This window comes from Luteibacter sp. P4_D7_3 (assembly GCF_056401735.1).
On record NZ_JBFUIT010000571.1, the window covers coordinates 1 to 1,291 of the forward strand.

At 61.6% G+C, this 1,291-nt stretch carries 2 protein-coding genes; both read right to left on the minus strand.

What is annotated here, in order from left to right; all coding sequences use genetic code 11:
• The coding region (locus AC1DSN_RS22790; RefSeq protein WP_477333131.1) for an ABC transporter permease at positions 1-871 on the minus strand (871 nt) is incomplete at its 3' end.
• Positions 872-881: 10 nt separating this feature from the next.
• Positions 882-1,291 (minus strand): ABC transporter permease (locus AC1DSN_RS22795; protein ID WP_477333133.1); only part of this gene is annotated, 410 nt, incomplete at its 5' end.

The following is a 1,291-nucleotide window of genomic DNA, read 5'->3' on the forward strand; positions in this document are numbered from 1 at the left end:
GGAGTACGCCGCAAACGACACTCATCAGGATCGCCATGCCGCGATCGGCCTGATAGGCACGTGCACGCACCATCTCGAATGTGCGCACCCCGTACTTCTCAGGGAGCACCCGCATGCGATTGGCCGCATACAAGGCCTTGGGCGCGTCCTTGAATACGGCGTCCTGCTGGCCCGGCTTCGTACGGATCAGGAAGTGCTGGTAACCGCTGTTGAACAAAACCGGCATGATGGTGACGTTGTCCATCGTGTCCCATTCGATCCAGGGGACGGTCAGCTTCTCCACAATGCCGATGATCGTCGACGGCTTGCCCTTGGCAAGGTAGATCACCTTGCCGAGCGCGTTGCCATCGGGAAAGATCTTGTCCGCGAGCACCTTGGTAATGATGACCTGGGGGGCACCGGGCGACTGCTGCGGCTGCACCGTCACCACTTCGCTCGGACTGAAATTACGGCCGGCGATCAGCCGCACGCCCAGTGTCTTCAACGTGTGCTCGTCGCCGAAATACAGCGCTGTATGCACACCTTCCTTCTTCGAATCCGGATCCGTCTGCGCACCTGTCGACCAGCCACCCTGGCGCAGGGGGAACGCGTTGGTCACGTAGGCATCCTCGACACCGGGTAGCGACCGAAGCGTCTGGACATCGGATTTCATGAGGGGCACGAAGTTCTCGGGCGACCCCACGTAACGGTTCTGGATGGCGACCACGTTGGTCTCGTCCATGCCGGTCGTGCGGTTGATGCGATCGATGCGCTCATGGACGATAAAAAGCGCATTGCAGACAATGGCCAGGGTGAGCGCGATCTGCAGCGCGATGAGGATCGTGCCTGCCTTGTGCCGGCGCAACGCGGAAAGAATGGGCTGGATCTGCATGATCATGTACTCAGTTGGATTTCAGCTGCYAGGCCGGCTGGACCTGCGCGGCGCGCCACGTGGGATAGAAGGCGGCGATCAACGAGGCGACGATGGACACCACAAGGGTGAGCAGGATGAGTACCGGGTCGATGGTGGCCAGGCGCGCAATCGGCTCCGGGAACACGAGCCCTACCCCAAGAATGCCCAGGCCCGTGAGCAGCAGGCCGAGCACGCCACCTGCGACGCCTATCGTGCCGGCCTCGATCAGGAACTGTGCGTAAATATCCCGCCGTGAAGCGCCCAGTGCACGACGAACTCCGATTTCCGGCGCACGGCGCATGAACTTCGCCAGCAGCAGGCCGACGGTATTGACCAGGCAAATGACGAGGAAGCCCAGCGAGACGATCAGCGAGACTTCGGATTCGGGCGGGATCACCC